Origin of the sequence: Rathayibacter sp. AY1H2, assembly GCF_002931985.1 — a bacterium.
GTDB lineage: Bacteria > Actinomycetota > Actinomycetes > Actinomycetales > Microbacteriaceae > Rathayibacter.
In genome coordinates, this window is record NZ_PSUV01000011.1 from 97,617 (window position 1) to 123,400 (window position 25,784).

The window sequence follows — 25,784 nt, forward strand, 5'->3', positions numbered from 1 at the left end:
CCCGCTCCGCGGGGAGCGCGCGCTACCCGAAGAGGGTGCGCGCCTCCTCGTAGCGGGCGTCCGGGACCGTCTTGAGGGTGCCGAGCGCCTCGGCGAAGTCCACGTGGTAGATGTCGGTGCCGCGCAGGGCGACCATGCGGCCCCAGTGCTCGGCGACGACGGAGTCGATGGCGGCCATGCCCAGGCGGGTCGCGAGGACGCGGTCGAACGCGGTGGGCGTGCCTCCGCGCTGGATGTGGCCGAGCGTCGTGGCGCGGGTCTCGATGCCGGTGCGCTCCTCGATGAGCGGAGCCAGCAGCTCGCCGATGCCGCCGAGGCGGGGCCGGCCGAAGGCGTCGAGGCCGCGCTCGGAGTGGGCGTCGTCCATCGTGTCGAGCGAGAAGCCCTCGGCGACCACGACGAGCGGTGCGCGCCCGCGGTCCTGCGCGCTCTGCACCCACTCGACGATCTGGTTTAGGGAGGTGCGCTTCTCCGGGATGAGGATGACGTGGGCGCCCGCGGCCATGCCGGAGTGCAGGGCGATCCAGCCGACGTGGCGGCCCATGACCTCGGCGACCATGCAGCGGCCGTGCGAGTCGCCGGTGGTGCGGAGGCGGTCCATCGCGTCGGTCGCGATGCCGACGGCGGTGTCGAAGCCGAAGGTGTAGTCGGTGGCGCCGAGGTCGTTGTCGATGGTCTTCGGGACTCCGACGATCTTGAGGCCCGCGTCCGTGAGGCGCTTGGCCGCCGCCAGGGTGCCCTCGCCGCCGATCGCGATGATCGAGTCGATGCCGTTGTGGTCCATCATCTCGGCGATCTTCTCGGGGCCGCCGTTCTCGCCCTCGAAGGGGTTCGTCCGGCTGGTGCCGATGATCGTGCCGCCCTGCTTGGCGATGCCCTGGATCTCGGGGCGGCCCAGGGGCAGGAGGTCGCCGTCGACCACTCCGCGCCAGCCGTTCCGGAAGCCCACGAACTCCTGGTCGTAGACCTTGATGCCCTTGTAGACGGCACCGCGGATGACGGCGTTGAGGCCGGGGCAGTCGCCACCGGAGGTCAGGATCCCGATCTTCACTCGCTCAGGTTAGAGGACCCGGTGAACGGATGTGCACGCGGACGACGACGGGCCCCTCCTCGCCGCCTCGAGGAAGGGCCCGTCGTCGTGCTCGGTGCTGGTGGGACTAGGTCGTGACGAGCTCGCCGTTGACGCCGCGGGGGAAGAATCCGCCGGTGCGCGTCCCGGCCGCGGGGTTCAGGTACACGATGTTGAGGACCTGGCCCGGGGTGCGGCTGAACGCGATGGAGCTGCCGTCGGTCGGGACGATGTTCGCCTGGCCGTTGACCTTGACGCCCTGGTCGAGGTCGGTCTTGCCGTCGAGGCTGTCGCGCGCGTCGGAGAGCTTGTTCGCCGAGTCGGACAGGTCGGCGGCGTAGATCGCCGAGCGGATCGCGCCCGCGTGGTACGCCTCCACCGCGAGGATGCCGGCGGCCGCGTCGAGGTAGGTCTTCGACTGGATGAGCGGGGCGGCGCCCTTGTAGGCGGTCACTCCCACGTCCTCGAAGACGAAGGCGCCGAGCAGGAAGTTCGACTCGCTCGCGAACGGGTCGAACGACTGACCCGCCTTGATCAGCCCCGCCGCAACGGCGGCGGAGTTGAAGCTGTCCTTCAGGTTGATCGCCGGGCGGGCCACCTTCGCGGTGCCCAGCGCGGCCCGCAGGAACTGCACGTGGGCCTTCTCGTCGTTCGCGACCTCGGTGGCGAAGCTCTTCAGCCACGGGGTCTTGAAGTCGACGGGGCGGCCGCCGATGACGCCGCCGGGCGTGCCCTTGCCGGTCACGTCCGAGCCGCCGAGGCCGGTGCCGTAGACGGCGCGGAGGTAGAACTCGGCCTCGAGGTACTCGAGGTTGAGGGCGAAGTTGAGGATCGAGGCGTCGCTGGGGCCGCTGGCAGCGACCTCCTCGGCGGAGGCGGTGGGCGCGGCGAGGGCCGCGGCTCCGATGCCGAGGCCGGCGACGCCGGTGGCCTCGAAGAAGCGGCGACGGTCGAGAGCGGTCTCAGAGCTCTTGACGATCGCGTTGCGGATGAAGGTCGTGTCGAACATGTGCGCATCTCCAGTGTTAGGCGGGTGCCGGGCAGCTGGAGCGCCGCCGCGACAGCGCGAAGCTACGCCCGGGACCGACCTGCTGACCAGTGGAAACGGGCGATCGGATCCGCGCATGTGTTCACGCCGTCTGAACCAATCCGCCGGGCGTGTCGCTCCGAACACGTCGTGGATGGGGGTTCTGCGGAGGAGCGTCCGATCCGGTGTCGGAGCCGCCGGTTAGCATCACTGCGTGTCGATCCCCGCCCCTGCTCCCGAGCCCTCCTGGGCGACGGTCTACGCGCCGTCGGAGCCCGTGAGCCTCGAGCTCACCCTCCGCACGCTGCTGCGGGGCTCGGGCGACCCGACCATGCTCCTCGACGCGTCCGGCTTCTGGCGGGCGTTCCGCACGCCGCTCGGCCCGGGCACGCTGCATCTGCGGCAGGCGGCGGACGGCGCGATCCACGCGCGCGCCTGGGGCGGGGGAGCGGAGTGGCTGATCGACGCGGTCCCCGAGCTCCTCGGCCACGGCGACGACTGGAGCGGGCTCGACCTGTCGGCCCACGCGCCGCTCGCCGAGGTGCTCCGCCGCTCGGCGGGCCTGCGCCTCACGCGCACGAACCTGGTGTTCGAGATGCTCGCGCCGTCGGTCCTCGAGCAGAAGGTCACGAGCACGGAGGCGTGGCGCGCCTACCGGGTGCTGGTGCGCCTCCACGGGGAGCCCGCCCCGGGGCCGGTCGCTCTGCACGTGGCTCCGAGCGCGCAGCAGTGGCGGCGCGTGCCCTCGTGGGACTGGCACCGCGCGGGAGTGGATCCGCGGCGCTCGCGGACCGTCCTCACCGCCGCGCTCGTCGCCTCCGGCCTCGAGCGGACCCTCGCGCTCGGGCGGGGCGGCGACGAGGTCGCCCGCCGGCTGCAGTCGGTGCCGGGGATCGGGCCGTGGACGGCGTCCGAGGTGATGATGCTCGCCCACGGCGATCCGGACGCGGTCAGCGTGGGCGACTACCACCTGGCCGCGGCCGTCGGCTTCGCGCTCACGGGTCGGCTCGGGGTCGACGACGACGGCATGCTCGAGCTCCTCGAGCCGTGGCGCGGGCACCGGCAGCGGATCATCCGGCTGATCGGCTGCAGCGGAGCGAGGAAGCCGCGGCACGGCCCGCGGATGACCATCCAGGACCACCGCCGGCACTGATCCGCTCCTCCACAGGGGCGGCTCGCGGGCGAGTCGGCGCGACCACCGCGTCACGCCGCGTCCGGGCGGCGGCTCGGGCTTAGCCTCGGAGGATGCAGCAGTCGACGACCCCAGGTGTGCCCGGCAGCGACCCGGAGCGCGAGCCCGACGACGCGGCCGTGCGGAGCGGCGTCGACGCGACGGTCGGTGGTCGGACGCCGGAGGGCGGCACGGAGTCGGACGACGAGGTCGAGGCCGGTGAGGCCCGCGACTCCGGGAGCGGGGACGTGGCTGAGCCTCAGGACGAGCAGGAGTCCGACGCTGAGGACGAGGACCTGCGCGAGTCCGGTGTTCAGGACGAGGACGAGGTCGTGCGCGACGCTCAGGACGAGGCCGTGAGCGAGTCCGAGATCCAGGACGAGGACGAGGTCGTGCGCGACGCTGAGGACGAGGTCGTGCATGGGCCCGACGCCGCGTCGGAGTCGGAGCACGCCGCGCCCGCCGCCGCCGAGCCCGAGGTCGACGACCGCCCGATGATCGAGCGCGTCGAGTCCCTGGTCCGCCGCTGGATCGCGCGCAGCGGCGAGTTCCCGGTCGAGCCCGCCGCCCAGCGGCTCGCGGGCGTGCTCCAGGACCCGAACGGACTCGACTTCACCGTCGGGTTCGTCGACGGCGTCGCCCGGCCCGAGGACCTCTCGGTCGCGGCCGAGAACCTCGCGGCGCTCACCGCGAAGACGCCCGCCTTCCTCCCCTCCTACCTGCGCGCGGCGATCAGCACCGGCGGCGCCGTCGGCCCCGTGCTGCCCTGGGTGGTCGTGCCCGCGGCCCGCCGGGTCCTCCGCCGCCTCGTCGGGCACCTCGTGGTCGACGCCTCGGAGGCGCGTCTCGGTGCGGCCGTCGCCGCGCTGCGCGAGGGCGGCGACCGGCTCAACCTCAACCTCCTCGGCGAGGCCGTGCTCGGCGAGCGCGAGGCCCGCCGCCGCCTCGAGGGGACCCTCCGCCTGCTCGAGCGGCCGGACGTCGACTACGTCAGCGTCAAGGTCTCGAGCGTCGTCAGCCAGCTGTCGATGTGGGCCTTCGAGGAGGAGGTCGACCGCGTCGTGGAGCGTCTCACCCCGCTCTACCAGGCCGCCGCGTCCGCAGCCGACCCCACCTTCATCAACCTCGACATGGAGGAGTACCGCGACCTCGACCTGACGGTCGCCGTGTTCCGGCGCCTCCTCGAGCAGCCGGGCATGCTCGACCTCGAGGCGGGCATCGTCCTGCAGGCCTACCTGCCCGACTCCGTCCGCGTGCTCGACGAGCTGACCGAGTGGGCGCAGGAGCGTCGGGCCCGCGGCGGAGCCCCGATCAAGGTGCGCGTCGTGAAGGGCGCGAACCTCGCGATGGAGCGGGTCGACGCGGCCCTGCACGACTGGCCGCTCGCGACCGTCGGCAGCAAGGTGGAGGCCGACACGAACTACAAGCGCCTGCTCGACCGGGCGCTGCGGCCGGAGCGCGTCGACGCGGTGCGCGTGGGCGTCGCCGGGCACAACCTCTTCGACCTCGCCTGGGCGTGGCTCACGGCGACCGAGCGCGGGGTGACCGGCGCGGTCGAGATCGAGATGCTGCTCGGGATGGCGACCGGGCAGGCGCGCGCCGTCCGCGAGGACGTGGGACGCCTCCTCCTCTACACGCCCGTCGTGCACCCGCACGAGTTCGACGTGGCCATCTCGTACCTCATCCGCCGGCTCGAGGAGAACAGCAGCCCCGAGAACTTCCTGTCGGCCGCGTTCCGCCTCGACGACGAGGAGGTGCTGCAGCGGGAGCTCGGCCGCTTCCGCGCCTCGCTCGAGGCCCTCGACGACTCCGTCCCGCCGCCGAACCGCACGCAGGACCGCCTGCGGGAGTGGTCCTCCGGCTCCGGCCGCCGCCTCGTGCAGGAGCACGCCCGCGCCGGCGAGCGGGCGCAGGACCCGGCCGCCGCGGGCCTGACGCAGGCCGTCCTCGGCCTCAGCCGCGGCTCCGGCGCCGCCGCCGCGACCGCGGGCTTCCACAACGAGCCCGACACCGACCCCGCCCTCCCCGGCAACCGCCGCTGGGCGCGCCTGATCACCGAGCGCATCGCCGGCTCGACCATCGGAGCGGGCACGGCCGACGCCGCGCGCGTGAGCACCGAGGCGGAGCTCCAGGAGGTGCTGCGCACGGTGTCCCGCCGCGCGGAGCGCTGGGGCGAGCGCCTGGGCTACGACCGAGCGGCCGTGCTCGACCGCGCCGGCCTCGTCCTCGCCGCGAACCGCGACCGCCTGATCGAGGTGATGGCCTCCGAGACCGGCAAGACGATCGCCGAGGCCGACCCCGAGGTCTCCGAGGCCATCGACTTCGCCCACTACTACGCCACCCGCGCCCGCGAGCTCGACGCCGTCACCGGGGCCACCTTCGTCCCCGCTCGGGTCACCGTCGTCGCTCCGCCGTGGAACTTCCCGGTCGCCATCCCGGCCGGATCGATCCTCGCGGCGCTCGCCGCCGGCTCCGGAGTCGTGGTGAAGCCGGCGCCCCAGGCCCGCCGCTCGGCCGCTGTGCTCGTCGAGGCGCTCTGGGACGCGGGCATCCCGCAGGAGCTCCTCGCCCTGGTCGACCTCGACGAGGAGGAGCTGGGACGGGCGCTGATCACCGACCCCCTCGTGGACCGCGTGCTGCTCACCGGCTCCTACGAGACCGCCCGCCTCTTCCGCTCCTGGCGGCCCGGCCTCGCACTGCAGGCCGAGACCAGCGGCAAGAACGCGATCATCGTCACTCCCCACGCCGACTACGACCTCGCCGTCGCCGACATCGTCCGCAGCGCCTTCGGGCACGCCGGCCAGAAGTGCTCCGCCGCCTCCCTGGTGATCCTGGTCGGCTCGGTCGCCCGCTCCAAGCGCTTCCGCGCTCAGCTGGTCGACGCCGTCACGTCGCTCCGCGTCGGCCGGCCCGACGACCCGTCGGCGGTGATGGGGCCGCTCATCGAGGAGCCCACCGGCAAGCTCCTGCACGCGCTCACCACGCTGGGCGGAGGCGAGTCGTGGCTCGTCGAGCCGCAGCGCCTCGACGAGAGCGGCACGCTCTGGTCCCCCGGGATCCGCGAGGGCGTCACCGAGGACAGCTACGTCCACCTCACCGAGTTCTTCGGCCCGGTGCTCGGGATCATGCACGCGGCGACCCTCGAGGACGCCGTGCGGATGCAGAACGGCACCGAGTACGGGCTCACGGCCGGGCTCCACTCCCTGCACGCCGACGAGCTCGCCCTCTGGATCGACTCGGTCGAGGCGGGCAACCTCTACGTCAACCGGGGCATCACCGGAGCGATCGTCCGGCGCCAGCCCTTCGGCGGCTGGAAGCGCTCGTCCGTCGGCGGCGGCGCGAAGGCGGGCGGACCCAACCACCTCATCGGCCTCGGCTCCTGGAAGCCCTCGCCCGCGCGCTCCTCCTCGACGCTGCACCTGCGCGGGCTCGACGACCGCGCGCGCCAGTTCATCGAGGCGGCCCAGTCCTCGCTCCGGTTCGAGCAGTTCGACCTGCTCCGCCGCTCCGCACTCTCCGACCAGCTCGCCTGGGCGACCGAGTTCGGAGTCGTCACCGACATCTCGAAGGTCGGCGTCGAGCGCAACCTGTTCCGCTACCTCCGCGTGCCGATCGCGCTGCGCCTGGCCGACGGCGGCGACCTCGGAGAGCTCCTCCGCGTCATCGCCGCCGGCCTGCTGACCCGCTCCCGGATGGACATCTCCACGTCCCTCCCGCTCCCGCCGCGGGTTCAGGAGATGCTCGGCGGCGACGAGCTCGCCGAGATGGCGGGCCTCGTCCCGCGCATCGTCGTCGAGACCGACGCCCAGTGGCTCGAGCGCGCCGCCGCCGGCCGCATCACGGCCCCGCGCATCCGCATCATCGGCGACATCGTCTCCGACCGCGTCGACGGCTACGCGGGCCCGCAGGCCCCCGGCAGCCCGACGCACGGACAGCAGGCCGTCGTCCGCCGATCGTCCGACTCGACCGGCTCCTTCACCGACGTCGTCGCCGGCATGACCCGCGGCAGCACAGGCAAGCCGGTCCCGCTCACCCGCGCCGACGGATCCCGCGTCCCCCTCGCGACCGCCCTCGCCGAAGCCCTCGGCGGCGCCCTCGACACCGCCGTCTACGCCGACCCGGTCACCCCCGCCGGCCGCGTCGAACTGCTGCCCTTCCTCCGCGAGCAGGCGATCTCGATCACGAACCACCGCTTCGGCAACCCGATCGATCTGAGCGACGACGTGCTGTAGTCGATTCCACGCCCGTCCCTGACGGGCGTGGCGCGGTCGGCTTCTCGACGGGGTGCGTTCTGAGGAGCGGGGGCGTTCGGCTACAACGATCCGCTCGCACGCGGATCGCTGGTTCGCCTCGGGGGCGGTGCTCGCGGGGATGGTGTGGATTCTGTGTGGCGCGGTCGGCTTCTCGACGGGGTGCGTTCTGCAGGGCGGGGTGCGTACGGCTGCAGCGATCCGCTGGTACGCGGATCGCTGGTTCGCCTCGGGGGCGGTGCTCGCGGGGATGGTGAGATCAGGCTGGCGCGGGTCGGCCTCCCGACGGAGCCCCGGGACGCGGCTCGACGAGGCGCGGGGGGACTTACTTGTCGCGGCAAGTAGTGGGTAGGGTGGGGGGATGAGTGCGCCCGAGACACGTTGGCTGACGCCCGATCAGCTCGACGCCTGGCTGCGCTTCATCGCGGTCGTGGAACTGCTGCCGGGCGCCCTCGACACGCAGCTGCAGCGCGACGCGGGACTCACGCACTTCGAGTACCTGACGCTGGCGATGCTGTCCGAGGCGCCCGACCGCGCCCTCCGGATGACCACGCTCGCCGCCCGCACCAACGCGACCCTGCCCCGCCTCTCGCACGTGGTGACCCGCCTCGTCGCCCGCGGCTACCTCGAGCGCCGCCCCTGCGCCTCCGACGGCCGCGCCACGAACGCGGTGCTCACCGACGCCGGCCTCCAGAAGATCGTCGACACGGCGCCCGGTCACGTCGCGACCGTGCTGGCCGACGTCATCGATCCGCTCGACGCCGACCAGATCCCGCAGCTGGCCGACATCATGTCGCGCATGCTCGCCCGGCTCGACCCCGAGGGCAGGATGACGGTCGACGCCGTGCGCTCCTCGCTCGGAGACCCCGAGACCCGCTCCTGCTGAGCGCACCGACCCCTCACTCCCGGGGCGGACCGGCGTCGGCCGCGGCCGGATCCGTGTACAGGGACTCCCGGACGTGCCCGTCAGGGTCCTCGAGGCCGCGCCCGCATGGAGCCGAGGTCCTGCACCCGGGAGCGCGCGACGATGATCTCCTTCGACCTGGAGGTCGAGAAGGAGGGGTGCGGGAGGAGCATCGCGGACACGGGCTCGGAGGCGACGGAGCAGGCGGCGTCATCGCTGAACAGAGGATGCAGGGCTGAGCAGAGGATTCAGGGTCCGGCCGAGCGCCGGGGAGAACGCCCTCGAGCGCTCCGGATCCGTGAACGGGAGGTCGACGAGGATCGAGTCGACGGCCCTCCTCGTCAGTACAGCGATCGGCCGCGCGACACGCGGGAGTCCGTGCCATCATCGCCTCGTGCAGTTCACCACGACGCTCTTCCAGATCGGCAACAACACCGGCATCGAGGTGCCGCCCGAGGTCCTCGAGGCACTCGGCGGCGGCAAGCGTCCCGCCGTCGCGGTGACGGTGAACGGCTACCGCTTCACCAGCACGGTCGGAGCGATGGGCGGACGCGCGCTCATCCCGTTCTCGGCCGAGAAGCGCCGCGAGACGCAGCTCGCCGGCGGTGACGCGATCGACGTCGTGATCGAGCTCGACACTGCGCCGCGCGAGGTCGTCGTGCCGGAGGACCTGGCGTCCGCGCTGGCCTCGGCGGGCGCTGCGGAGCGCTTCGCCGCGCTCTCGCCCAGCGCGCGGAAGGCCCACGTCACGTCTGTCGAGGGCGCGAAGGCCGCCGAGACGAGGGCGCGCCGCGTCGCCTCGATCGTCGCGGCGCTCGCCGGCTGACGGGCGCGCCACGGTCCGTGACGCGACCTCCCCGCCGGATAGGCTGCCTCCGGCGCCCCACGGCGGAGCGCCCTGGAAGCGGAGTCGGGGGACTTGATGGGTGCGGTTCGGCGTTGGGTGTTCCCGATCGTATGGATGGTCATCATCGGAGCGGCGAGCATCGCCCTGGTGAAGATCGCGTTCTTCCCGGACGGCGCGGCCGAGGCCGATCCGACGCAGCCGACCGGTGAGATCACCGAGCCGACCGTCACGGTCGCCCGCGGCACGGTCACCAACGACCTCACCCTCCAGGGCACCGTCGCCGCCGACCCCGCCGTGCCGCTGAAGGCGACGGCGGCCGGAACGGTCGACGACGTCTACGTGCAGCAGGGCGCGGCCGTCGCGTCGGGCGATCTCATCTACGACATCCGCGTCGAGACTCCGCGCGACCCGGTCGAGACGACCGGCCCGGACGGCGCCGTCACCCTCACCCAGCAGGAGCCCTCCGTGCGCTTCGAGCGGGTCTACGCCGCGACCGGCGGCACCCTCAGCGCGCTCGGCGTCATCCACGACCAGGCCGTCACGGTCGGCGAGGTGACCGGACAGGTCGCGCCGCCGAGCTACGCCGTCACCGGCACGATCGACGCGCAGCAGCTCTACCGCATCCAGAACCGGCCGACGGAGGCGCAGGTCGCGATCACCGGTGGGCCCGCCGGCTTCACCTGCACCGACCTCACCATCAGCACCCCTCTCGCCGGAGCCGGCGAGGGCGGCACGACCGGCGGAGCGACGGACGGCGGCGGCGGGACCTCCACCGGCGGCTCCGGCACGAGCTTCACCTGCCAGGTGCCGACGGAGGTCACCGTGTTCCCCGGGCTCGCCGCCTCGGTGACGCTCGCGGGAGGCAAGGCGGAGGACGTCCTCGTCGTGCCGACCACCGCGGTCGAGGGCACCGCCCAGTCCGGCGTCGTGTTCCGCCGGGCGGACGACGGCAGCACCGAGGAGGTCCCGGTGACGCTGGGACTCACCGACGGCAGCTCCGTCGAGATCACCGGCGGAGTGGAGGAGGGCGCCGAGCTCCTGCAGTTCGTGCCGGGCGCGGAGGAGGCGGCTCCCGACGTCCAGCTGGGCGGCGACTGCATCGCGCAGCCCGACGGCTCGGTCTTCTGCTCGTGACGATCCTCCGGCTCGAGGGGATCCGCAAGGTCGTCCCGCTGCCCGACGCACCGCCGCTGACGATCCTCGACGGCGTCGATCTCGAGGTGGGCGAGGGCGACCACGTCTCGGTCGTGGGGCGCAGCGGTTCCGGCAAGTCGACGCTGCTCAACATCCTCGGACTCATCGACGAGCCCACCGAGGGGCGGATGCTGCTCGAGGGCGCTCCCACCGAGACCCTGTCCTCGCGGGCCCGCGCGCGTATCCGCGGCGGCAGCATCGGCTTCATCTTCCAGCAGTTCAACCTGCTGGAGGGGCGGACCGCCCGCGAGAACGTGATGACGCCGCTGCTCTACGCGACCGGATCGGAGTTCTGGCGCCGCCGCGACCTCGCGGCCGAGATGCTGGAGCGGGTCGGCCTCGGGCACCGCGTGGACTCGATGCCCGGGCGCATGTCCGGCGGCGAGCAGCAGCGGATCGCGATCGCCCGCGCCCTGGTGCGCCGACCGCGGCTGATCCTCGCCGACGAGCCGACGGGCGCCCTCGACACCGACACCGGCGAGAGCGTGATGGGCCTGCTCGACGAGATCGCCCGCGAGTCCGGCTCCGCGCTGGTCACCATCACCCACGACCCGGCCATCGCGGCGCGGGCCGAGCGCCACTACCGGCTCGACCACGGCCGCCTGGGCTCGACCGCGGATGCGGGCCCCGTCGCCGAGGCGGCGGTCCTCTGATGCGCGCGCTCGTCGGGATCGCCGGCGCGATCGTCGAGGCGTGGACCGAGCTGCGGATCCACCGCGGACGCGTGCTCCTCTCGCTGATCGGAGTCGCGGTGGCCGTCGCCGCCCTGACCGCGGTCGTCGCCGCCGGTGGCATCGCCCGCCAGGCCAGCATCGAGCAGGCCGAGCGCTCCAGCGGGCGCCCGGCGAGCCTCTTCCTCTCCGCCTACCCCTCCGGCACCGGCACCGCCGAGGTGGATGCCGACGCCCTCCAGGCCGCGTGGACCGGTGCGCTCGAGCGCTACTCCATCACCTACGCGAGCCGCTCGACCTACGGCAGCGCGCGCGTCCAGTTCGCCGACGGCGCCGTCGACGTCGCGGTGCAGGCGGTCGACCAGCCCTTCGCCGAGATGCACCGGCTGAAGATCGTGGACGGCTCCTGGTTCACCGCCCGCGACTCCCAGCGCCTCGCTCCCGCACTCGTCGTCAACGAGCGCTTCTGGGAGCGGATCGGGAGCCCGGATCTGCGCACCCACCCGGTGGTCACCCTGCTCGGCTCCGAGCGCGACGTCACGGGCGTGGTGGTCGGCGTGACTCCCTCCTCGCAGTTCGAGACGGATCCGTCGATGATGATGCTCGCGGACGCCTACCCGGCGGTCGCCCGCGACGCCGACCCGCAGTTCGGCGGGCAGGGCGTGCCGAACTACGAGATGTGGGTGCCGCTCGACCTGGCCGAGCCCCTCGCCGCGGCGGTGGAGCGCGACGTGGCCGGCGCCCTGGGATCCGACTTCGAGGTGTCGGTCGACCGGCAGGACTACCTGGTCTACGACTCCGACCCCTTCGGCGTGCTGACCTGGGTGATCGGCGGCGTGGCGGGCCTGGTGCTGGCGCTCGGCGCGCTCGGACTGCTCAACATCGCCCTGGTCACCGTCCGGCAGCGGATCCGCGAGATCGGCATCCGGCGCAGCTTCGGCGCCTCCTCCGGCCGCATCTTCTTCTCGATCATGATGGAGAGCGTCGTGGCGACCGTCGTCGCCGGAGTGGTCGGCGTGACGATCGCGGTCATCCTCGTCACCAACCCCTGGACCGTGGCCTTTGTGCAGGACAACGGGATCGCCGACATCCCGCCTTTCCCGGCCGAGGCGGCGCTGCTCGGGCTCGGGGCGGCGACCCTCGTCGGCGCGCTCGCGGGTCTGGTGCCGGCGATCGTCGCCGTGCGGGTGAAGGTGATCGACGCGATCCGCTACTGAGGCCCGCCGAGGGTGATGACGAGCTCGTCGCCCTCGAGCGCGGCGTGCGCGTCGGAGTAGTGCGCGATCCGGGGCAGCCCCCGGGTGCTCGCACTCTCGTGGCTCCCGACGACGATGACGCGCGTGCCGGCGTCCAGACCCGCCCGGATGCCGGCCTCGGCGTCCTCGAACACCAGCGCGTCCTCGGGGGAGACGCCGAGCAGGGCCGCGGCGGCGAGGTAGCCGTCGGGAGCAGGCTTGCCGTTCGCGACGTCGTGCGCGGTGACGACGGTGTCGGGGGAGGGGACGCCCGCCGCGGCCAGACGGGCGGCCGCCAGTGCCGGGCTCGCGGACGTGACCAGGGCGACGCGCTCGCGGGGGAGTGAGGCGAGGAACGCCGTCGCGCCGGGGATCTCGACGGTGCCCTCGGTGTGCTCGAGCTCGTACGCGTCGAGCTCCGCGACGATCGCGTCGACGTCGCTGCCGGCCGGAGCGAAGCGGCGGACGCTGTCGGCGGCGCGGACACCGTGAACGGCGCCGAGCACCGCGTCGTGGTCGAGAGCGAAGCGCTCGGCGAAGGCGCCCCAGATGGTCTCGACGACGGCCGTCGAGTCGACGAGCGTCCCGTCCATGTCGAAGAGGGCGGCGCGGGCTCGCAGGAGGTGGGGCATGCGTCCATCCTGGCGGTCGGCGGCCTCCGGCGTCTGCCGGAGCGGACAGCGCTCGGACAGCGCGCGATCAGCCCGCCCTCAGGCCATGCATCGTGTCGCGGCGCTACGGTGGTCCGAGATCGCGGGCAGACGCCCGGAGGGGAGTGGAGGACGCCATGACGGACGACAACGGAACCGGCACGGACCAGGGCGCGAGCACGGGCGGCGAGGCCTCCGGACCCCGCGCCGGGTGGTACCCGGACCCGGCGGGCTCGTCCCGTCAGCGCTGGTGGGACGGGACCGGCTGGACGGAGTCGCTCCGCGACGCGCCGGCGGCCACTCCCACCGCCCCGGCCGAGAGCGGGTCGGCGCAGGCCGCCGTGACTCCCGTTCCGCCGACCGCACCGACTCCGCCCGCGCCGCCCGCCGAGCGTCCCGCCTACGGGGAGACGTCGAGCGGAGCGGCGACGAGCTACGGGCAGTCGGCCTCGGGTCGGTATCCGCAGCAGCCGTCGTCCGCCGACCCGCAGCAGAGCTACGGGCAGCAGGTCTACGGGCAGGGCTACGGCCAGCAGGGCGCCGGTCAGCAGCCGCAGCCGCAGCAGGGCTACGGCCAGCAGGCTCCCCAGCAGTACGGCCAGCAGGGGTACGGCCAGCAGCCCTACGGCCAGCAGCCCTACGGCCAGCAGCCCTACGGCCAGCAGCCCTACGGCCAGCAGCAGCAGCAGCCCTACAACCAGCAGCAGCCGCAGTACCCGGCCTACGCAGCGGCTCCCGGAGCACCCGTGCAGCAGCGCGACACGAGCATCGTCACGTCCACCCCGTGGATCTGGGTGGTGGTCCTCCTGCCGCTGCTCTCGGCGCTGTCGATCTTCCTCCTCCCGCCGAGCGCGATCGTCGACTCGTCGATGGCCTCGACCTACGGGCCGAGCTCCTCGATGGGGATGTCGACGGCCTACCTCGTCGGCCTCGGCGTGCTCCAGGTCGTCGGCTTCCTGATCTACGCGGCGGAGGTCGTCTTCGCCTTCCTCGACTGGCGCCAGCTGAAGCGAGCCGGCCTGCAGCGTCCGTTCCACTGGGCGTGGGCCTTCCTCGCCGCTCCCTACGTCTACGTGATCGGCCGCAGCGTGGTCGTGAAGCGCGTGACCGGCGGCGGCCTCCTCCCGCTCTGGGTCTTCCTCGGCGTCGTGGTCGTGTCGTTCCTCATCGCGATCGGCTGGACGGTGTCGCTGTTCTCCCTGATGACGCAGGCCTTCGCTCCCGCGGGCTTCTGAACCCGTGAGCGCCGCCGATCTCGTCCTGACCGGCGGCGCCGTCTTCACCGCCGACGCCGTGCGCTCCCGAGCGCACGGCGTCGCTGTCGTCGGAGGGCGGATCGTCGCGGTCGGCGCCGACGCCTCCGACCTGATCGGGCCGCGCACCGAGGTGGTCGACCTCGAGGGCCGGATGCTCGTCCCCGGCTTCCAGGACGCCCACGTGCACCCGGTCTGGGGCGGCGCCGCGCTGCTGCGCTGCTGGCTCGGAGCGGGAGGGTCGCCCGCCGAGCACCTGGCGACGGTCGCCGGGTACGCGGCTCGGGAGAGCGGAGCGGAGTGGATCCTCGGCGGCGGCTGGAACCTGCCCGACTTCCCCGGAGGCACCCCGACCGCCCGCGAGCTCGACACGGTCGTCCCTGACCGGCCCGCCTTCCTCACCAACGCCGACGGGCACGGCGCCTGGGTCAACTCCGCCGCACTGCGCCTCGCGGGGATCGACCGCACGACGCCGGACCCCGCCGACGGCCGCATCGAGCGCCTGGCCGACGGGACCCCCTCCGGCACCCTGCACGAGGGGGCGATGGACGCAGTCCGCCGCCACCTCCCGCCCGCGAGCGCGGACGAGCTCCACCGGGCGCTGCTCCTCGGGCAGGAGACCCTGCACTCGTTCGGAGTGACGGCGTGGCAGGACGCGATCATCGGCTCCTACGGCGATGTGGGCGACCCCGGTCCGGTGTACCGCCGCGCGGCGCTGAGCGGCGAGCTGACCGGGCGCGTCCGCGGTGCGCTGTGGTGGGACCGAGGCCGCGGCGTCGAGCAGATCCCGGAGCTCGTCGAGCGGCGCGCGGCGCTCGCCGCCGACCGCTTCGCGCCGACGACCGTCAAGATCATGCAGGACGGGGTCGCCGAGAACTTCACGGCGGCGATGCTCGAGCCCTACCTCGACGGGCACGGCGGCCACGGTCACGGCGACGGCCTCTCGATGGTCGACCCGCGCCTCCTGAACGAGGCCGTGCCGCTCCTGGACGCGGCCGGGTTCCAGGTGCACTTCCACGCGATCGGCGATCGTGCCGTACGCGAGTGCCTGGACGCGGTCGAGCGGGCGATCCAGGCGAACGGGCGCCGCGGCAACCGCCACCACCTCGCCCACCTGCAGATCGTGCATCCGGACGACCTGCCGCGCTTCCGTGCGCTCGACGTCGCGGCCAACCTGCAGATGCTGTGGGCCTCGCTGGAGCCGCAGATGGTGGAGTTGACGCTGCCGTTCCTCGGTGAGCGGCGCGGCTCGTGGCAGTACCCGTTCGGCGACCTGCTCCGCTCGGGCGCGGTGCTCGCCGCGGGGAGCGACTGGCCGGTGTCGACGCCCGACCCGCTCGCCGCGATCCACGTCGCGGTGAACCGGCTCTCGGCGCCGTCCGAGCGCGAGCCGGGGTGGAGCGAGGAGGTGTTCCTCCCGGGGCAGCGCCTCGACCTCGCCACCGCCCTCTCCGCCTCCACGGCCGGCTCGGCGTGGGTGAACGGCCTGGACGGCGAGTCGGGCTCGATCGCCGTGGGACTCGCGGCGGACTTCGCCCTGCTGGACCGGGACCCCTTCGCCGGCGACCCCCGCGCGATCGGGGACACCCGGGTGCTGGGCACCTGGATCGGCGGCGAGCGCGTCCACACCGCAGCGGACGCGCCCGCCTGATCCGGGTCGTTCAGGAGGCGACGCTCAGCAGGTGATCGCTCCGCCGATGATCCCCGCGAGCAGCCCGCCGGTCGCGGAGGCGATCGCACCGGGACCGGAGATCGCGCCGATCACCCCGCCGGTCGCGGCACCGCTGACGCCGCTCCCGGCGACGCAGTGGCCCCACTCGGGCGAGCTCCAGTCGCTGTTCAGGTGCAGGCCGCCCGCCGCCGAGCGGGACGCCGAGTCCGGGGCGAAGTGGAAGGTGAGCGTGTCGGAGTCGTCGATCGACCAGTGGCCCGACACGGTGCGGCCGCGTCCGACGTCGATCCTCTCCGGGAGTGCGTCGGACGTCTCGGCGCCGTCCGTGAAGCCGACCCCGCCGCCCGCCAGCTCGACGATCCGCGTGCCGTCGGTGACGTCGAAGGTCACCGTCGACGCCGATCCGCCCCGTGCCTCGAGGTGCACCCGGCTGCTCGTCTCCTGCCTCGCCGGCTCGGCGTGCGCGGCCTGCGCTGTGAACAGCGGCACCGCCAGCAGAGCGGCCGCCGCCGCGACCAGTGCCGTGCTCGTCCTCTGTCGTTCCATCGTCGTTCCCTCCCTCGGATTCCGATCCAGGAGGGAGGGCTCAGCGCCGCCGGTCGACGAGGGCGAGGACGACGGACGCCACCGCTGCCGCGACGGCGGCGGTGACCACGACGTCCCACGGATCCGCGGCGCTCACCGCGGTCGCGATGAGGTGCCCGGCCAGGACGCCGACGAACAGTGCCGGCAGCATCAGCCAGATGCGCCGTCTCCGTCGTGCCGCCGTACCGGCCTGTTCCCTGTCGCTCATGCTCGCCCTCCTGGATTCACCATACAGGTATGGAGTACCAGGCGGTCGCGACGCGCGTCGAGGAGATGGCGCGATCCGTCAGGCCTCGCTGCGCTGGATGAGGCGGGAGAGGACGATCGCGGAGCGCGTGTGGTCGACGTTGGGCGCGATGCGGACCTTCTCGAGGGCGAGCTCGAGGCTGGGGATGTCGCGCGAGCGGATGTGGACGATCGCGTCGGCGGAGCCGGTGACCGTGCCCGCGTCGACGACCTCGGGGACCGCGGAGAGGATGCGGCGGAGCTCGTCCGGAGCGACGGTGCCGCGGCAGAAGAGCTCGACGTAGGCCTCGGTGGCCATGCCGTCGACCGCGGGGTCGACCTTGATCGTGAAGCCGCGGATCACGCCGTCGGCCACGAGGCGGTCGACGCGGCGCTTCACCGCGGAGGCGGAGAGCCCGACCACGCCGCCGATGTCGCCGTAGCCCGCGCGGGAGTTCTGGCGCAGCAGATCGAGGATCTTCCGATCGATGTTGTCCATGCTCCGAGGATAGGCGCGGCCGGAGCGGCGCCTGGACGGCAGCAGAGTGCCACTGGAGATTCGTGACGCCCGGCTATATAGTTGCTCTCGGTCAATAGTTGATCGCAGTCAACTAGAACCGCCGCCGTGCTGAAGAGGAGCCCATGTCACACCCCGAACACCGCGCCGCATCGCGCGGAACCACCGCGCCGCACGCCCCCGCCGGGCCGGACGGCGCCATGTCGCACCGCCAGGTGCTCGAATCGCTCAGCGGCCTGCTGCTGGGCATGTTCGTCTCGATCCTCGCGGGCACGGTCGTGTCGACCTCGCTGCCCCGGATCATCTCCGACCTCAAGGGCGACCAGAACGCCTACACCTGGGTCGTCACCGCGACCCTGCTCGCGACCACGGTCTCCACCCCGCTCTGGGGCAAGTTCGCCGACCTGTTCAACCGCAAGCTGCTGATCCAGCTCGCCCTCGGGCTGTTCGTCATCGGCTCCGCCCTGGCCGGCTTCTCGCAGGACACGAACATGCTGATCGTCTTCCGCGTGTTCCAGGGCCTGGGCGCCGGCGGACTCGCCGCGCTGAGCCAGATCATCATGGCCGACATCATCAGCCCCCGTGAGCGCGGCAAGTACGCCGGCCTCTTCGGCGGCGTGATGGCGATCGGCACCGTCGGCGGCCCGCTCCTGGGCGGCGTCGTGACCGACGCGTTCGGCTGGCGCTGGAACTTCTTCATCGCGATGCCCGTCGCGATCGTCGCGATCGTCCTCCTCCAGATGACCCTCCGCCTCCCCGCGCACCCCAAGCGCAAGGTGCGGATCGACTACCTCGGCGCCGTGCTCATCGCGGGCGGAGTCTCGCTCCTGCTGATCTGGGTCTCCCTCGCCGGCAAGAACTTCGACTGGGCCTCGTGGGAGACCGCGGTCATGGTCGGCGGTGCCGTCGTGCTGCTGATCGCCGCCGTGATCACCGAGCTCACCGTGGCCGAGCCGATCATCCCCATGGGGATGTTCAAGAACCGCACCTTCAGCCTCGCCGTCGTGGCGAGCATCTCGGTCGGCGTCTCGATGTTCGGCGTCGCCGTCTTCCTCGCGCAGTACATGCAGCTGGCCCGCGGAGCCACGCCGACCCAGTCGGGCCTGCTCACCATCCCGATGATGGCCGGCCTGCTGATCGCCTCGACGATCTTCGGCGGGATCATCTCGCGCACCGGCAAGTGGAAGGCGATCATGATCAGCGGCGGCTTGCTCGCCGTGATCGGAACCTCCCTCCTCAGCACCCTCCGCTACGACACGGACCTGGTCCTCGTCGGGATCTACATGGCCGTCCTCGGCGCCGGCCTGGGCATGCTGATGCAGAACCTCGTCCTGGTGGTGCAGAACTCGATCGAGGTGAAGAACCTCGGCGTCGCGACCAGCGCGGTCACGTTCTTCCGCAGCCTCGGCGGCACCGTCGGAGTCTCGGTCCTGGGCTCGATGCTCGGCACCGTGATCGCCGACCGCATCAAGACCGGCATCGCGGGTCTCGCTCCCGCCGACCAGGCTCTCGCCGCGCAGGCGCTGGGCAGCGGCACGATCCCGCAGCCGGCGACCCTGCCCGACGCCGTGCGCGTCGTGGTCGAGAGCGCCTACGGGATCGGCGTGGGCGACGTGTTCCTCTACAGCATCCCGCTCGCCGTGGTCACGCTGATCGCCGTCGTCCTCCTGCCCAACGTGAGCCTCGGCTCGAAGAACGCGGTGCAGCTCAAGGCGGAGCCGACCACTCCGCTGCAGGCCGCGGAGGACGCCCTCATCGCCGCCTCGGACGGCCAGGCGGCGCTCCGCCCCGTCGGCCAGGCCCGGCGGACGGACGACGCGACGCACGCCCGGGAGGGTCGCGAGGCCACTCCCGTCGGACACGGCCGCCACGCCGACGAGGAGCGGCAGGAGGAGCCGGTCGGGCACGCCCGGCACGCTGCTCCCACCGGCTCCGTCGACGTGATCGAGCGCTCCTGATGCCCGCCGCCGCGCCCTCGGCCGAGGCGCTGCACGAGGTCGAGGAGCAGATCACCGTGCTCGCCGTCCAGGTGCGCCTCGCCGTCCGGGACGCGGCGGCGTCGATCGACCCGGCGCTGCCGCCCTTCGGACTGCGGCTGCTGCGGATCCTCGAGCGCTGCGGTCCGGTCCACTCCGGCGCCGCGGCGGAGCGGCTCGGGGTCGACCGCAGCGCGATCAGCCGCCAGGCCCGCCAGCTCGCCGAGCTGGGCCTGGTCGAGATGACCTCCGATCCCGCCGACGGCCGAGCGCGGTTCCTCTCGCTCAGCGCGGCCGGATGCGAGCGGATGCGCGACCTCGGCGGCCGTCAGCGGCAGCGGATGCAGGAGGCGCTGAGCGCCTGGCCCGAGGAGGACCTGCGCGCGTTCGCGGGATACCTGGAGCGGCTGACCGCGGCGGAGTGAGCCGCGTGATCTGAACGAGTGGCGCGGACCGACGGGGTCCGCGCCACTTCTGCGTGCCGCCGGACGCGGCGCGGGCGCGCTGACCGCGCGCCGTCTCGCGCCACCCGGTGCCGACGTCGTCGTGGTCGTTCTACATTTCCTGAGATGTTCTCACTCAGGAGGCGATGACCCTGTTCTCTTTCGACCATGCAGCAGCGGCGGAGCTGGTCCGTGCCTCGGACGAGGCGGCGGAGGCGCTCGCCTCCCAGGAGCTGCTGAGGTCCGTCGCTGCCGAGTACGCACTGGGCGAGTTCCGCGGCGCGTACGCCGAGCTGTTCCGCCGGGTCCGCCTCTGCGACAGGGAGAACCGCGGTCGGCTGAGCGCCGAGCTGCACGAGCTCGCCGACACGGTGCGGCTCGTGGCGAGGAAGGCCGAGGAGGAGCGTCGGCGCCGGGAGGAGTACGCGGCCTGGGAGCGGCGGGCGGACGAGCGCGAGCGGCAGCGCCGCCTCGATCCGGTCGCGGCCCTCGCGGCGGGAGTCGAGGAGGTCGTCGACCGGCCGCCGTCCGATCGGCCGGTCGTGCCTCCGCCGATCCGTGCGCTGTTCTCCCCGCGGTCGGTGCCCCGCACGTCCCCGGGCGGCCCCGCCGCGGGAGGCACGACCTCCGCCGATCCCGAGCGCCTCGACGTCTTCGTCTCGCAGACCCGGCAGGCGGACGAGGCGATGCGCTCCCGGCTCCAGGATCTGATGGCCGCCTGGGGAGCCTTCGGCAACCGCTGCTCGTGGGCGCCGGTCGAGTCCTTCTCGGTGCTCCGGGGCTTCCGCGAGCTGCTGTCGATCGGTGCGGCCGACGCGACCTGGGTCGAGCGGATCTCCCTGGCCTTCACCGCCGCGGGGGGAGCGGCGCTCTCCGTTCCGGTCCTCGACGCCGTCGGCACCCTGGCGCGGCCCCGGGGCGGCCGGAGCCTGCTCGACTCCCTCGCGGCGCTCTCGTCCGACGATCTCGCGACACTCCTGGCGGCGTCGCCCGACCTCGCGGCGCGCCTCGGGCGACTGGCTCCGACCCTCGTGAACGACTGGTGGCGGAGCCTCGACTCCACGGACGGCGCGCGCTTCTCGCCGCAGCAGGAGGCGCTGGTCGCCGGTCTGCCCGGAGTGATCGGAAATCTGGAGGGTGTTCCCTACCGCGCCCGGGTGAGGGCGAACGAGAGGGCGCTGAGGGCGCGGATCGTGGCGCTGAGGAGCGAGGCGGCGGGCCTGCGCGGGAAGGCGGGCGACGGGGAGCGACTCGCGGCGGTGGAGTCGCAGCTGGTGGCGCTGAGGGACGTGCGGGCATCGCTCCGGCGCGGTCTCGGTCAGGACCCGCGCTTCCTCATCTCCCTGACCGCCGACGAGCCTCCGCTCGCCGCCGTCTCGATCGGCGATCCCGACACCGCCACGAACGTCACCTACGCCGTCCCCGGGATGGGACAGACGACGGAGAGCATGACCCGATGGACGAAGGCGTCGCAGAATCTGCAGTCACTCCTCCCGCCCGGCAGCGCCGTCGTCTCCTGGATCGGCTACGAGACCCCGCCGATGGCGCGGCTCGGCGGGAACGGCATGGACGTCCTCACCTCGAACCAGGCGGTCGCCGGCGGCGCCGCACTCGCCTCGGCTGTCCAGGGGCTCTCCGCGGTCCGGGGCGACGACCTGCCGAAGCCGAACGTCGTCGCCCACTCCTACGGCAGCACCGTCATGGCCGTCGCCGCCTCGCGCTCGGACGTCGAGCTCGGGGTCGTCGTGACGCTGGGCTCGGCCGGCCTCCCGGACAGCGTCGACGCGGCGAGCGACCTGCACGCGGAATCCGTCTTCGCGGGGCAGGCGCGGGACAAGTACCTCGGCGAGACCGAGAGCGGCGACGAGGCCGCGTGGATGGGCCGCGCCTTCAGCTGGAACCACCACACGGATCCCGCTGACGAGGACTTCGGCGCGCGCGTCTTCGGTGTGGAGACCGGAGGCGACGCCGGGAGGATCGTGACGGATCACGCTGCGCTGAAGAGCGACGACGGCGATCTCGCGGGGTATCTCGACACGAACACCGAGTCCCTGCAGAACGCGGCGTGGGCCGTCTCCCGGCGACTCGACCTGCTGACCGAGAACCGGCCGCTCGGACCGACCGCCTTCCAGAAGGCGGTCGTGGGAGCCTCCCATGGCGGGTAGAGGCTCTCCTCAGCGGACGGGCGTCGCGCTGACCGTCGCCGCTCTGCTCGTGATGTCGATGACCGCTTGTGCAACGGAGAAGGAGGCGAGACCGGTGAGCACGATGAGTCCTCGGGAGGGTCGGGACCGGGTGGTGGAGTTCGTGCGGGACTCCGCGGGGCGGCTCGATGTGGAGGGGTGGTGGCCGCGGAGCGGCGCGGCCAGGCCCGATGTGTGCGGCCCCGGCGACCGGGTGAGCGGTGCGAGCTACAGCTACGCCTGGTGGGCCCCGGCGGGCACCGATGTCGAGGGGGATGCGCGGAAGGTCGCGGACTACTGGGAGTCGCTGGGGATGACGGTGAGAGTGACCGATTCGACTCCGCGCCCGACGGTCTACGGGCAGGGCGGACCGGTGCTGCGGGCGAGCTTCGTCACCGGCGCTGTCGAGGAGATGTACATGATCGGGGCGGAGATGCCGTGCGCGCCCGGCGATTTCGAATCACTCCTCCTCGAGGACGAGGCTCAGCGCGCGGCGGGCGCGGTCCTTCCGGGTGATGAAGGGGTCGTTCCGAAGCCGGATCCGTGGGACCTCCCACTCCAGTCCGATCCGTCGGGTTCCGGCTCGGAGGGATGAGCCGCCCCGTCCACCGCGTCCGGATCGGAGATGCCGACGTCGCTTCCGTTGCCGGGGGAGGGGTCGGCCTCAGCGCGGTGCGCCCACCAGCTGCGCGACGTGCACGACGAAGGCGCGGCGGCGGTCGCGCGTCTCCTCCCCGCCCCGGGAGGCGAAGGGGGTGAGGTGCCAGATCTCGCACAGGCCGAGGAGGGCGATGAAGAGGTCGTCGGCGGACCAGCTCGCGTCGACGACGCCGGCGCGCTGCCACTCGAGGACCCGGGCCTCGGGGGCGGGGACCCCGCCGAGCTGCTCGCCGGCCTCCTCCCAGACGCCGGCTCCCTCCAGGCGCGCCCACGTGAGCAGGCGCAGGAACTCCGGGTGCTCCCACACATGGTCGAACATGCGGCCCGCGAGGTCGGGGAGGTCCGCCGCCTCGGCGAGGAGCGTCTCGTCGAGAGCGCCGAGCGCCTCGACGACGGTCGCGACGAACAGGCCGCGCTTGCCGCCGTAGTAGGCGTAGAGCCGCTCCTTGTTCAGACCCGCCGCCGCGGCCACGCGGTCGACCCGGGCGCCCGCGAAGCCGTGGGCGGCGAACTCGACGGAGGCCGCGCGGAGGATCCGCTCGCGCGCGGGCAGCGCCGCATCGGATGTCGGCTCCATGGTTCACCTCCGGGCGCTCGAACGATACACTCTTCTTCGCCCAACCAACTGGTTGGGGTGGTTCGGCCCCGATGACGCGGCTCGGATCCGGACCCGCCGGTCCCGCTCCGCTCCGTGTGAAAGGCCGCCATGCCCTCCCCGTCCGCTCCCTCCTCCGCCCGCCGCTGGTGGGTGCTCGTGATCCTCGCGCTCACGCAGCTCGTCGTCGTGCTCGACGGCACCATCGTCACGATCGCCCTCCCCGCCGCGCAGGCCGACCTCGGCCTCACCGACGTCGAGCGCCAGTGGGTCGTCACCGCCTACGCCCTCGCGTTCGGCGCGCTCCTGCTCCTGGGCGGCCGCATCGCCGACTACACCGGCCGCAAGCGCACGTACCTGATCGGGATGATCGGCTTCGGCGCGGCCTCCGCCTGGGGCGGCCTCGCCACCTCCGGCACCGAGCTGATCGCCGCCCGCGGGCTGCAGGGCGCCTTCGCCGCGCTGCTCGCCCCGGCCGCTCTGGCCCTCCTCACCGTCTCCTTCCCCTCCGGCCGCGAGCGGGGCACGGCCTTCGCCGTCTTCGGAGCGGTCGCCGGAGCGGGCGCCGCCGTCGGCCTCGTGCTGGGCGGGCTGCTCACCGAGTTCGCCGACTGGCGCTGGTGCCTCCTCGTCAACGTCCCCGTCGTCGTGGTCGGCGCGATCGCCGGCCAACTGCTCGTCACCGAGAGCCGCGCGGAGGGGCGCAACCGCTTCGACGTCGCCGGGACGATCACCGTCGCGCTCGGGCTCGCGAGCGTCGTCTACGGCTTCACCCTCGCCGAGCAGGGCTGGCTCCGCGTCGACACCCTCGGCTTCCTCCTCGTCGGCGTGCTGCTGCTGGCACTCTTCGTGCGGATCCAGGCCCGCTCCGACCACCCGTCGCTGCCGCTGCGCATCGTCGCCGACCGCGTCCGCGGCGGAGCATTCCTGGTCCAGGCGATCGTCGGCAGCGTGATGATCGGCTCCACCCTCTACCTGACCCTGCACCTGCAGCTGGTCCTGGGCCTGCCGCCGCTCGAGGCGGGCCTGGCCAATCTGCCGATGACGGTGACGATCATGATCGTCGCCGGAGTCGCCGCCAAGCTGCTGCCGCGCACCGGCCCGCGCGTGCTGATGATCGTCGGCCCGCTGATCGCGGCGGCCGGGCTCCTCTACCTGAGCCGCATCACCCCCGACGGCGGCTACCTCCTCGAGGTGCTGCCCGCGCTGATCCTCCTGGGCGTCGGCATGGCGATGGTCTTCGTGCCGCTGCAGAACCTCGCGCTCACCGGAGTCGCGGCCCACGACGCCGGTGCCGCCGGAGCGACCGCGAACGCCGCCATGCAGATCGGCGGCTCGATCGGGCTGTCGATCTTCACGACCCTCTACGCGGGAGTCGCGGGTGAGCAGCAGTCGCCGGTCGCCTTCGTCGACGGCTACTCCGCGGTCTTCGTCGCGGCCGCGATCGGGCTGGTCGTGGCCTCCGTCGTCGCCGTCGCGATGATCCGGGTGAAGAAGGAGGAGTTCCTCGCTCAGGCTCCGAAGGAGGCCGTCGCCCACCTGGGCTGATCCCGGCCTAGGCTCGGAAGCGCCATGCAGCCACTGACCGAGACCGAGATCCGCGAGTCCTTCGTCAACGCCTCCCGCAAGGAGGTCGCCGACCTCGCGCTGCCGAAGGACTTCGACGCGCTGGACTGGTCGGTCATCGACCATCTCGGCTGGCGCGACCGGAGGATGGGCCGCCGCGCCTACGTCGTCGTGCCGCTGGAGGAGCGCCTCGTCGGGGTCCTGCTCACCCAGGCCGACGCCCTGCCGCGCTCGCGGGCGCAGTGCTCGTGGTGCCGCGACGTGCAGCTCCCGAACGACGTCGTCTTCTTCGGGGCGCGGAAGGCCGGAGCGGCCGGGCGGGCGGGGGACTCGCTCGGCACGCTCGTCTGCTCCCGCTTCGAGTGCTCGGTGAACGTGCGGCGGCGCCCGTCGGTGGCCTACATCGGGTTCGACCTCGAGGCGGCGCGAGCGCAGCGGATCGCGACTCTGCGGGCGCGCACCGAGGGCTTCGCGCGCGAGGTGCTCGGCGAGGCGTGACCGCGCTCAGCGGCGCGTTGACGCGCGCACGTGCATCCGCTCGCCCTGGCGGCCGAAGAGGCTGAGGAACTCGACCTGCTGCTCGTCGGCGCGGCCGAACCAGTGCGGCACCCGGGTGTCGAACTCGGCGGCCTCGCCGGCCGGCAGCACCAGATCGTGCTCGCCGAGTCGCAGGCGGAGCCGCCCGCTCAGCACGTAGAGCCACTCGAAGCCCTCGTGAGCGCGCTGCTCCGCCGGCTCCGTCACCGACCCGGCCGGGAGCGTGTGCTTGAACGCCTGGAGCGCACCCGCGTCGCGGCTGAGCGGCTGGATGAGCATGCCGTTCCGGCGCAGCGGCCGGCCGTGCACGCGGGGATCCTCCGGCGCGGCGCCGACGAGCTCGTCGAGCGGCGCCCCGAGGGCGCGGGCGATCGGGAGGAGCAGCTCCAGCGTCGCGCGACGGCCTCCGCTCTCGAGGCGCGAGAGGGTGCTCGCCGAGATGCCGGTCTCGGCCGCGAGGGACGCGAGCGTGCGGTCGCGGCGGGTGCGCAGGCGCCGGAGCCGCGGTCCGACGGCGGCGACGATCTCGTCGTCGGAGGGGGCGGGAGGGGTCT

General features: G+C 73.1%; 23 protein-coding genes. 15 read left to right on the forward strand and 8 right to left on the reverse strand.

The genetic code is table 11. The annotated features are described in order from the left end of the window. Nucleotides 1-22: 22 nt before the first annotated feature. Nucleotides 23-1,051, reverse strand: coding sequence for a 6-phosphofructokinase (locus C5C29_RS09860; protein ID WP_104222866.1), 1,029 nt, complete (start codon nucleotides 1,049-1,051; stop codon nucleotides 23-25). Nucleotides 1,052-1,157: 106 nt separating this feature from the next. After that, nucleotides 1,158-2,078: a ferritin-like domain-containing protein gene (locus tag C5C29_RS09865; RefSeq protein ID WP_104222865.1), complete on the reverse strand. Its 921-nt coding sequence runs from the start codon at nucleotides 2,076-2,078 to the stop codon at nucleotides 1,158-1,160. 232 nt (nucleotides 2,079-2,310) lie between these two features. On the opposite strand from C5C29_RS09865, the gene C5C29_RS09870 reads away from it, so the two are divergent. From C5C29_RS09870 to C5C29_RS09910, 7 genes are all read left to right on the forward strand, one after another. Further along, nucleotides 2,311-3,249: a DNA-3-methyladenine glycosylase gene (locus tag C5C29_RS09870; RefSeq protein ID WP_258062203.1), complete on the forward strand. Its 939-nt coding sequence runs from the start codon at nucleotides 2,311-2,313 to the stop codon at nucleotides 3,247-3,249. A 512-nt stretch (nucleotides 3,250-3,761) separates the two neighbouring features. Beyond that, on the forward strand, nucleotides 3,762-7,499 hold the full coding sequence (locus C5C29_RS09880; protein WP_104222948.1) for a proline dehydrogenase family protein: 3,738 nt from the start codon (nucleotides 3,762-3,764) through the stop codon (nucleotides 7,497-7,499). 379 nt (nucleotides 7,500-7,878) lie between these two features. Then, entirely contained in the window at nucleotides 7,879-8,403 is a 525-nt protein-coding gene (locus C5C29_RS09885) for a MarR family winged helix-turn-helix transcriptional regulator (protein ID WP_104222864.1), read from the forward strand. Nucleotides 8,404-8,815: 412 nt separating this feature from the next. Continuing rightward, nucleotides 8,816-9,247: a YdeI/OmpD-associated family protein gene (locus tag C5C29_RS09895; RefSeq protein WP_104222863.1), complete on the forward strand. Its 432-nt coding sequence runs from the start codon at nucleotides 8,816-8,818 to the stop codon at nucleotides 9,245-9,247. 135 nt (nucleotides 9,248-9,382) lie between these two features. After that, nucleotides 9,383-10,402, forward strand: a complete 1,020-nt coding sequence (locus C5C29_RS09900; RefSeq protein ID WP_104222862.1) for an efflux RND transporter periplasmic adaptor subunit — start codon at nucleotides 9,383-9,385, stop codon at nucleotides 10,400-10,402. Next, nucleotides 10,399-11,115: an ABC transporter ATP-binding protein gene (locus C5C29_RS09905; protein WP_104222861.1), complete on the forward strand. Its 717-nt coding sequence runs from the start codon at nucleotides 10,399-10,401 to the stop codon at nucleotides 11,113-11,115. Before C5C29_RS09900 ends, C5C29_RS09905 begins: the two co-directional genes overlap by 4 nt. Next, the gene (locus C5C29_RS09910) at nucleotides 11,115-12,350 is read left to right on the forward strand and encodes an ABC transporter permease (protein ID WP_104222860.1); all 1,236 of its coding nucleotides are present in this window, start codon (nucleotides 11,115-11,117) and stop codon (nucleotides 12,348-12,350) included. Before C5C29_RS09905 ends, C5C29_RS09910 begins: the two co-directional genes overlap by 1 nt. Here C5C29_RS09910 and C5C29_RS09915 read toward each other — a convergent pair. Continuing rightward, complete coding sequence (locus C5C29_RS09915; protein WP_104222859.1) at nucleotides 12,344-13,000, reverse strand: HAD-IA family hydrolase; 657 nt, start codon at nucleotides 12,998-13,000, stop codon at nucleotides 12,344-12,346. The two genes, C5C29_RS09910 and C5C29_RS09915, sit on opposite strands and share 7 nt — an antisense overlap. A 155-nt stretch (nucleotides 13,001-13,155) precedes the next feature. On the opposite strand from C5C29_RS09915, the gene C5C29_RS09920 reads away from it, so the two are divergent. Together C5C29_RS09920 and C5C29_RS09925 are read left to right on the forward strand one after the other, a co-directional pair. Beyond that, complete coding sequence (locus C5C29_RS09920) at nucleotides 13,156-14,253, forward strand: DUF2510 domain-containing protein (protein WP_146082223.1); 1,098 nt, start codon at nucleotides 13,156-13,158, stop codon at nucleotides 14,251-14,253. A 4-nt stretch (nucleotides 14,254-14,257) separates the two neighbouring features. Next, nucleotides 14,258-15,922: an amidohydrolase gene (locus C5C29_RS09925; protein WP_104222857.1), complete on the forward strand. Its 1,665-nt coding sequence runs from the start codon at nucleotides 14,258-14,260 to the stop codon at nucleotides 15,920-15,922. A gap of 24 nt (nucleotides 15,923-15,946) precedes the next feature. Here the strand turns inward: C5C29_RS09925 and C5C29_RS09930 are convergent, their stop codons facing one another. From C5C29_RS09930 to C5C29_RS09935, 3 genes are all read right to left on the reverse strand, one after another. Continuing rightward, nucleotides 15,947-16,489 (reverse strand): hypothetical protein, encoded by a 543-nt coding sequence (locus C5C29_RS09930; protein ID WP_104222856.1) that lies wholly within the window; start codon nucleotides 16,487-16,489, stop codon nucleotides 15,947-15,949. A gap of 40 nt (nucleotides 16,490-16,529) precedes the next feature. Next, nucleotides 16,530-16,736: a hypothetical protein gene (locus tag C5C29_RS16820; protein ID WP_146082222.1), complete on the reverse strand. Its 207-nt coding sequence runs from the start codon at nucleotides 16,734-16,736 to the stop codon at nucleotides 16,530-16,532. A gap of 78 nt (nucleotides 16,737-16,814) precedes the next feature. Beyond that, nucleotides 16,815-17,252 carry an Lrp/AsnC family transcriptional regulator gene (locus C5C29_RS09935; RefSeq protein WP_104222855.1) on the reverse strand — a complete coding sequence of 146 codons (438 nt, stop codon included), beginning with the start codon at nucleotides 17,250-17,252 and terminating at the stop codon, nucleotides 16,815-16,817. A gap of 218 nt (nucleotides 17,253-17,470) precedes the next feature. Between C5C29_RS09935 and C5C29_RS09940 the strand changes: the two genes are divergently transcribed. The 4 genes from C5C29_RS09940 to C5C29_RS09955 all read left to right on the forward strand — a co-directional run bounded on the left by C5C29_RS09940 (nucleotide 17,471) and on the right by C5C29_RS09955 (nucleotide 22,467). Continuing rightward, entirely contained in the window at nucleotides 17,471-19,228 is a 1,758-nt protein-coding gene (locus tag C5C29_RS09940) for an MDR family MFS transporter (protein ID WP_104308335.1), read from the forward strand. Further along, entirely contained in the window at nucleotides 19,228-19,671 is a 444-nt protein-coding gene (locus C5C29_RS09945; protein ID WP_104222853.1) for a MarR family winged helix-turn-helix transcriptional regulator, read from the forward strand. The genes C5C29_RS09940 and C5C29_RS09945 overlap by 1 nt, the downstream gene beginning before the upstream one ends. A gap of 164 nt (nucleotides 19,672-19,835) precedes the next feature. Next, entirely contained in the window at nucleotides 19,836-21,854 is a 2,019-nt protein-coding gene (locus tag C5C29_RS09950; RefSeq protein WP_104308336.1) for an alpha/beta hydrolase, read from the forward strand. 130 nt (nucleotides 21,855-21,984) lie between these two features. Next, nucleotides 21,985-22,467: a hypothetical protein gene (locus C5C29_RS09955; RefSeq protein ID WP_146083480.1), complete on the forward strand. Its 483-nt coding sequence runs from the start codon at nucleotides 21,985-21,987 to the stop codon at nucleotides 22,465-22,467. Nucleotides 22,468-22,536: 69 nt separating this feature from the next. Here C5C29_RS09955 and C5C29_RS09960 read toward each other — a convergent pair whose 3' ends face one another. After that, nucleotides 22,537-23,109 carry a TetR family transcriptional regulator gene (locus tag C5C29_RS09960; RefSeq protein ID WP_104297647.1) on the reverse strand — a complete coding sequence of 191 codons (573 nt, stop codon included), beginning with the start codon at nucleotides 23,107-23,109 and terminating at the stop codon, nucleotides 22,537-22,539. Nucleotides 23,110-23,238: 129 nt separating this feature from the next. Here C5C29_RS09960 and C5C29_RS09965 point away from each other — a divergent pair, with 129 nt between their 5' ends. Together C5C29_RS09965 and C5C29_RS09970 are read left to right on the forward strand one after the other, a co-directional pair. After that, entirely contained in the window at nucleotides 23,239-24,675 is a 1,437-nt protein-coding gene (locus tag C5C29_RS09965; protein ID WP_104246903.1) for an MFS transporter, read from the forward strand. A 24-nt stretch (nucleotides 24,676-24,699) separates the two neighbouring features. Next, complete coding sequence (locus C5C29_RS09970; protein ID WP_104222848.1) at nucleotides 24,700-25,191, forward strand: FBP domain-containing protein; 492 nt, start codon at nucleotides 24,700-24,702, stop codon at nucleotides 25,189-25,191. A 6-nt stretch (nucleotides 25,192-25,197) separates the two neighbouring features. Here C5C29_RS09970 and C5C29_RS09975 read toward each other — a convergent pair whose 3' ends face one another. Continuing rightward, a complete protein-coding gene (locus C5C29_RS09975; RefSeq protein ID WP_104308337.1) occupies nucleotides 25,198-25,755 on the reverse strand; it encodes a helix-turn-helix domain-containing protein in 558 nt (185 codons plus the stop codon). Nucleotides 25,756-25,784 lie beyond the last annotated feature (29 nt).